The organism is Staphylococcus sp. GDX7P312P (assembly GCF_008385775.1).
Classification (GTDB): domain Bacteria; phylum Bacillota; class Bacilli; order Staphylococcales; family Staphylococcaceae; genus Staphylococcus; species Staphylococcus haemolyticus.
In genome coordinates this window covers 1-6,554 of record NZ_VUKI01000046.1, presented here as the reverse complement: position 1 = coordinate 6,554, position 6,554 = coordinate 1, and the positions used below count along the sequence as shown (strand labels likewise).

The 6,554-nt window shown below is 33.2% G+C and carries 5 protein-coding genes and 3 pseudogenes; 1 reads left to right on the top strand and 7 read right to left on the bottom strand.

Annotated elements, in window-relative coordinates; translation table 11 throughout:
* The 7 genes and pseudogenes from F1592_RS14090 to hflX form a co-directional block, all read right to left on the bottom strand.
* Nucleotides 1-102: pseudogene (locus F1592_RS14090) on the bottom strand (DUF4355 domain-containing protein); the annotation flags it as partial.
* Nucleotides 90-186 (bottom strand): annotated as a pseudogene (locus F1592_RS13830) (hypothetical protein); the annotation flags it as partial. The pseudogenes F1592_RS13830 and F1592_RS14090, both read right to left, overlap by 13 nt.
* Before the next feature lie 187 nt (nt 187-373).
* Nucleotides 374-1,393 (bottom strand): annotated as a pseudogene (locus F1592_RS11345) (minor capsid protein); the annotation flags it as partial.
* A 117-nt stretch (nt 1,394-1,510) separates the two neighbouring features.
* Nucleotides 1,511-2,851 carry a type I glutamate--ammonia ligase gene (gene glnA, locus F1592_RS11340; RefSeq protein WP_011275890.1) on the bottom strand — a complete coding sequence of 447 codons (1,341 nt, stop codon included), beginning with the start codon at nt 2,849-2,851 and terminating at the stop codon, nt 1,511-1,513.
* Nucleotides 2,852-2,871: 20 nt separating this feature from the next.
* Nucleotides 2,872-3,237, bottom strand: coding sequence for a MerR family transcriptional regulator (locus tag F1592_RS11335; protein WP_011275891.1), 366 nt, complete (start codon nt 3,235-3,237; stop codon nt 2,872-2,874).
* Between the two features lie 203 nt (nt 3,238-3,440).
* Complete coding sequence (locus F1592_RS11330; RefSeq protein ID WP_053017111.1) at nt 3,441-4,679, bottom strand: methionine gamma-lyase family protein; 1,239 nt, start codon at nt 4,677-4,679, stop codon at nt 3,441-3,443.
* A gap of 19 nt (nt 4,680-4,698) precedes the next feature.
* Entirely contained in the window at nt 4,699-5,937 is a 1,239-nt protein-coding gene (hflX, locus tag F1592_RS11325) for a GTPase HflX (protein WP_149809819.1), read from the bottom strand.
* A gap of 109 nt (nt 5,938-6,046) precedes the next feature.
* Between hflX and F1592_RS11320 the strand changes: the two genes are divergently transcribed.
* Nucleotides 6,047-6,523, top strand: a complete 477-nt coding sequence (locus F1592_RS11320) for a glutathione peroxidase (protein ID WP_037537208.1) — start codon at nt 6,047-6,049, stop codon at nt 6,521-6,523.
* The last annotated feature ends 31 nt before the right edge of the window (nt 6,524-6,554 follow it).

The following is a 6,554-nucleotide window of genomic DNA, read 5'->3' as shown; positions in this document are numbered from 1 at the left end:
TTGGGAAAATGTTTTCTCATTTTGCTGCGATTGTTCATGAGTTGTTACTATATTCTCATTTTTCTTTGTTTCTTCAGTAATATTACTTTGATTGTTTTCCATGAGATATACCTCCGTTTATAGTCTGTCGACTGCGTATTCCATACTTGCTTTTATAACGTCATCAGCACGTTTTGGACATAAAAAATAACCTTCCGTAGAAGGTTAAAAAAGTGTATAAAAATAGCATCACTTTCTATTTATGTAGAAAGGATGCTTTAATTAGATGAATTTGTCCTAGTTTCACCGGATTCTTTTTTAGCGTTTTCTTTTAAATCAGTAATCATTTCATTGATTGAACAGCTACCATCAAGTTGATAAGTATACATCTAAATCACCTCACAATGTATTTAATCATATTTATTCGGTGTAAATCCTTGAGATATTTTTCGATTTCTTTTTCTTTTATCGATCTTTCGTCTTTATTATAAAAATGTTTAGCTAATAAATCAATGGCATCGCTACTAATATATTTATTTGTTTTAGTTATATATTTAACTTGCCCTTTATTAGTTACAATTGTGATAGTTTTCAAAGAATTTAATCTTATGTATAAACCTAAATCATTTAGTGAAAAATTAGATTGTCCAGGATGATTGTGCAGCATTATTATTGAATTTTCTTTACTGTTAAATAATAAATTATTCGCCTTACTTCCTGGTTCAAATGAAACGCTATCTTGATTTCCAAATACTTTTGTAACTTTTCCATCTTTTAATAAATATGCAACTTCATTGCTATTATTGTTTTCTTTGGCATCTTTTAGAAGTGCTTTATGTTGTTCTTGTATAAATTTATTTTCTTCTTTTGTATGTGTAGGAATATCAATATACCGCACTTTATCAATTGCTTGATCAGTAATATTAATTTTCTTACCTAGTACTTTAGCTTGCTTAAGTTCGTTGTTTCCTCGTTTTTGTTTTATTTTATACTTACCTTTACGTTCAGTAAAGTATTTATCCCGCCAGTTTCCCACATGGGGTACTGTAGTACTTCTGCACCAAGGGTGCATTGGTGGAGCATTAATACCAGGTATCATATCTTTAACTTTAAATACTTTACCATTTAATGAGTGACAAATTTTAGATGTTTTCTTGTCTATTTTGGCCACATATTTATATTCGCCATCTTCACCTAATTCTTTAAGATAAGTTAGCTTCTGTGATTCAGCCTGAACACGTGCTGATTCAGTAACTAGTAATCTACTAGCATTATAAGTAGTGGAATTTGTTTGCTTTTTAAACTCAGATACAAACTCATTAGGATGTCTCCCTCTAAGTAATACATTGCTCGTCGTTTTTTCCACTTCTTTTTGAACTATAGCCATATCTTGCCATAATCTAGTTGACCAATTTCAATTTCTTCACAAAAATGGTCAAGTAAATTTAGCTTTTCCAACACAAAAAAGAAGCTAAGGCAAGATGCCTTAACTCCTTATACCACTAAGTCTTTCCCCGATTTGCTTAGCTAATTAATATTGTTTCATGTATTGATCGCGTTCCCATTCAGAAACTTGAGTTCTGTAATAATCCCATTCAATTGATTTAGAGTTAATAAATTGATTGTAAATGTGATTACCTAACGCTTTTTTAACTGTGTCATTTTCACGCATAGCTTTTAAAGCAGTGTATAGTGTTGAAGGCAAGTCTTGGATACCTACAGCTTCACGTTCTTCACGGTTCATTTCATAAATATTTTGGTTAACTGGTTCTGGGACTTTAGTTTTGTTCTTAATACCATCTAAACCAGCTTGTAGGATTGTTGCTAATGCCATGTAAGGGTTAGCAGCTGGGTCTACTGAACGTACTTCAATACGAGTTGATAATCCTCTTGAAGATGGCACACGTACTAATGGTGAACGGTTTTTACCACTCCATGCGATATAACAAGGTGCTTCGTAACCAGGAACTAAACGTTTATAAGAGTTTACTAATGGGTTACATACAGCTGTGAATCCACGCGCATTATTTAAGATACCTGCAGTAAAGTGATAAGCATCTTCTGTTAATTGCATTTCACCATTTGGATCGAAGAATGCATTTTCTTTGCCTTTGAATAATGATACGTTGAAGTGCATTCCGCTTCCGTTAACACCGAATAATGGTTTTGGCATGAATGTTGCATGTAAGTTATGCTTGCGTGCAATTGTTTTAACAACTAATTTAAATGTTTGGATGTTATCACAAGCAGTAATCGCATCTGCATATTTAAAGTCAATTTCATGTTGTCCTGGCGCAACTTCGTGGTGACTTGCTTCGATATCGAATCCCATATCTTCAAGTTCTAACACGATGTCACGACGGCAATTTTCACCTAAGTCTGTAGGTGCTAAATCGAAGTAACCACCATTATCATTTAGTTCTAATGTTGGTTCACCTTTTTCATCTAATTTGAATAAGAAGAACTCTGGTTCAGGCCCTAAGTTGAAATCTGTATAGCCCATATCTTCCATTTCTTTCAACACACGTTTTAAGTTATTACGTGGGTCACCAGCAAATGGTTCACCGTCAGTAGTATAAACATCACAAATTAAACGAGCTACTTTACCTTGACCGGCAGTCCATGGGAAGATAACCCAAGTATCTAAATCTGGGCATAAATACATGTCAGATTCTTCGATACGTACGAAACCTTCAATTGATGAACCATCAAACATCATTTCGTTGTCTAATACTTTTTCTAATTGGCTAACTGGTACTTCAACGTTCTTGATTGTACCTAAGATATCTGTGAATTGTAATCTTAAATATCTTACGTTTTCTTCTTTTGCAAATTTACGAATGTCATCTTTACTAAATGTACGTTTAGGCATGATAGAAATCCTCCAAAAATTTATTTAATAAACCGTGATAAATCCCCACGATTTATTGGCAAAGCTTCACCAGGTGGTTTCTGCGTTGCGTCTACAATCATTCTTTTTCTAATCTCTTGTTCATCTGATGTTAAATGCCCTTGATTATTTGTTATGATTTGTTTAATTCCTTTAAGGTTAAATCCCTTCTCAATCAAAGATTTAATTTCGAGGAGACGTTCTAAATCATTTAACGAGAATAATCGCTTATTTCCTTCTGTACGCTCGGGCATGACAAGTTCATGTGTTTCATAGTAGCGGATTTGTCTTGCAGTGAGTTCTGTTAATTTACAAACAACACTCATAGAGAACACGGCCATATTACGTCTGATTTTATCGTTAGACATTAATAACCTCACCTCTACTTTTGAACTTGATTCTAATTTAGCATAGTTTAAAGCGTATTACAAAAATATGTTAGGTTTTCTTACATGTAATTTTAAAAGCTATATTTAATAGTAATTACAAGGTCTTTTATACCAGGTAATTTATATTGAATTATAAATTTTTCCAAAAAATCCCTACTCAACTCAAGTAGGGATACATTTTTCTATATCAAGTTTTGTTCTTTTAAATAAGTCACTGCACGTGTAACAGCTAATTTAACATGTTCATATGTTAATCCACCTTGTACATAAGCTTCATATGGTGGTCTAATAGGTCCATCTGCAGACAATTCAATTGAAGACCCTTGAACAAAAGTACCGGCTGCCATAATGACATCATCTTCATAACCAGGCATATAGCTTGGTTCTGGACTAAAATGAGCATTAATTGGTGAAGCATGTTGAATACTTTGGCAAAATGCTATCATTTGTTCTTTAGTATCAAATTGGACAGTTTGTATTAAATCAGTACGTTTAACATTGTATTTAGGAACTGTTTTCATATTCATCTTTTCAAGAAGTAAGCTCGTAAATAAAGCACCTTTCAAACTTTGACTAACTACATGTGGTGCTAAGAAGAATCCTTGATACATTTCTTGTAATGAATATAAAGAAGCGCCGGCCTCTTTACCGATACCAGGAGCTGTTAATCGATAACCACAACGTTCGATTAAATCTTTACGTCCGGCTATATAACCACCAATCTTAGCTAGACCACCGCCTGGGTTCTTGATTAGTGAACCTGCTATCAGATCTGCACCAACTTCAATAGGTTCACGTTCCTCGACAAATTCTCCATAACAGTTATCTACAAAAACAATGACGTTCGGATGTTGTTTTTTAATTGCATGAATAGCTGATTCAATTTCGTCAACAGTGATTGAAGGTCTTTGGTCGTATCCTTTGGAACGTTGAATTGCCACTACTTTTGTTTTGTTTGTAATGGTTTCAATTGTAGTATTTATATCTATTTGTCCATCTTTTAAAGGGACTTCTTTAAATTCGACACCGTGTTCTTTCAAGCTTTCAATGCCATTTCCATTTACCCCTATTACTTCAAGCAACGTATCATATGGACTTCCAGTAATATATAATAGTTCATCTCCGTATTTAAGTGTACTTTGAAGTGCTAGAGTAATCGCATGTGTACCAGAAATGATTTGCGGGCGTACAATAGCATCTTCAGCTTTAAATGTATGTGCATAGATTTCTTCCAAATGATCCCGACCAAAATCATCATATCCATATCCTGTACTTCCAACTAAATCACTCTCGGTAGCTTTAACGTAATGAAAAGCATTCAGAACTTTTTCCTGATTAATATATGCAATTTCTTCTATTTCTTTAAAATATGGTGCCAACGTCTTCTCTACGTCTTTAACCATTGATGTAATATCTGACATTTTCTTATACTTCCTTTTATCATTTTTTATATCCAGTAATGACGTAAGTTTCATTTTCAGCATCAAAATTCATTTCTTCAATGAGTGTATGCTGTTTTAAGAAATAAAGTCTATCTGCGTTTGTACTTGGGACAATCTCTACATAGAAACTTAGTGTTGATTTAACTTGATTTATTAAAAATGCCTTAACTTTAGATTTATCTTCTTCATCACGGCTAGAGACAAAGATAGATGGAGATGCAGATAATGGTTTATCATCACTAACACTACATTGATCCTTCTTATTAAATATAACCGCTTGTGGTATTTGATTCATATCTAAGTCATTAATCAATTGATTTACTGTATCATATTGAGAACGGTATTCTGGATGACTTGCGTCAACAACATGTAATAATAAATCTGCACCTTTTGCTTCTTCTAAAGTTGATTTAAAGGCGGCAATCAAGGTCGTTGGTAACTTTTGAATGAAACCTACAGTATCTGAAATAATTAAATTAAATCCTTCATTTATTTGAATTTGACGTGTTTTAGGATCTAATGTTGCAAAGAGTAAATCTTTTTCAAAGGTTTCTTCGCCAGATAATACATTGAACCACGACGATTTCCCCGCATTTGTATAACCTACGAGTGCAATCTGAAAGACTTGATTTTGTTCACGTTTGTTACGATAACGTTCCCTGTGTTCCACTACAGTTTTTAATTGATGTTTAATTTCATTCATACGTGTTCGAATATGACGTCTGTCCATTTCTAACTTCGTTTCACCAGGACCACGTGTACCTATGCCACCACCTAGTCTTGATAAACTCTTACCATGTCCTTGAAGTCTTGGCAATAAATAATCTAATTGCGCTAATTCTACTTGTAATTTACCTTCGCGACTGCTAGCTCTTAAGGCAAATATTTCTAAAATCAATTGTGTTCTATCGATAATTTTAATGCCCAAATTATCATTTAATGTTTTTGATTGAGCGGTAGTTAACTCATCATTCGTTACTACGACGTCTATATCATGGAATTCAATAAAAGCTTTAAGTTCATCAATCTTACCTTTACCAACGTAATATTTATGATCGACTTGTTCTCTATTTTGAGTAACTTGTCCTTTAACATCTAGTTGACAAGTCAAAGATAGGGCTTTTAATTCTTCCATCGTTGAATCAAAATTAAATTCGTTTTCATTTTGAGCATGTACACCGACTAATACAGCAGTTTCTAATTTTTTCTTTGTTTCATGAGTAGTTTGCTGAGTCATGTTATACATCTCCTTCTTATATGTTTCTCAAATATTCTATCATAGTGTCTATGCAAAGACTATCCACTAAAATTATGTTACATTAAACCTATATCGAAAGGGTGATACTATGGAAAATATATATGATTTTGTTGTACAAAAGTCCAATGGTGAAGATTATAAATTAGAAGAATACAAAGGCAAAGTAATGCTAATTGTTAATACTGCTAGTGAATGTGGTTTCACGCCACAGTTTGAAGGCTTACAAGCATTGTATGAAAAATACAAAGACCAAGGTTTTGTGATATTAGGTTTTCCATGTAATCAATTTGGTGGCCAAGAACCTGGTTCAGGTGCAGAAGCTAATCAAAATTGTAAAATTAATTACGGTGTGACTTTCCCTATCCATGAAAAAATAGATGTCAAAGGTGAAAATCAACATCCTTTATTCCGCTACTTAACTGATGCAGCTAAAGGAATGTTAAGTGAAAAAATCAAATGGAATTTCACTAAATTCTTAGTTGATCGTGATGGTAACGTTGTAAGTCGTTTCTCACCTCAAAAGAAACCAGCACAAATCGAAAAAGATATTGAAAAATTATTATAGATATTGTTTTAATGGCTCTATAATAAATTGG

Coding starts and splice junctions, on each gene's coding strand:
- glnA (WP_011275890.1), bottom strand. CDS start 2,851: ATGCCTAAACGTACATTTAGTAAAGATGACATTCGTAAATTTGCAAAA.
- F1592_RS11335 (WP_011275891.1), bottom strand. CDS start 3,237: ATGTCTAACGATAAAATCAGACGTAATATGGCCGTGTTCTCTATGAGT.
- F1592_RS11330 (WP_053017111.1), bottom strand. CDS start 4,679: ATGTCAGATATTACATCAATGGTTAAAGACGTAGAGAAGACGTTGGCA.
- hflX (WP_149809819.1), bottom strand. CDS start 5,937: ATGACTCAGCAAACTACTCATGAAACAAAGAAAAAATTAGAAACTGCT.
- F1592_RS11320 (WP_037537208.1), top strand. CDS start 6,047: ATGGAAAATATATATGATTTTGTTGTACAAAAGTCCAATGGTGAAGAT.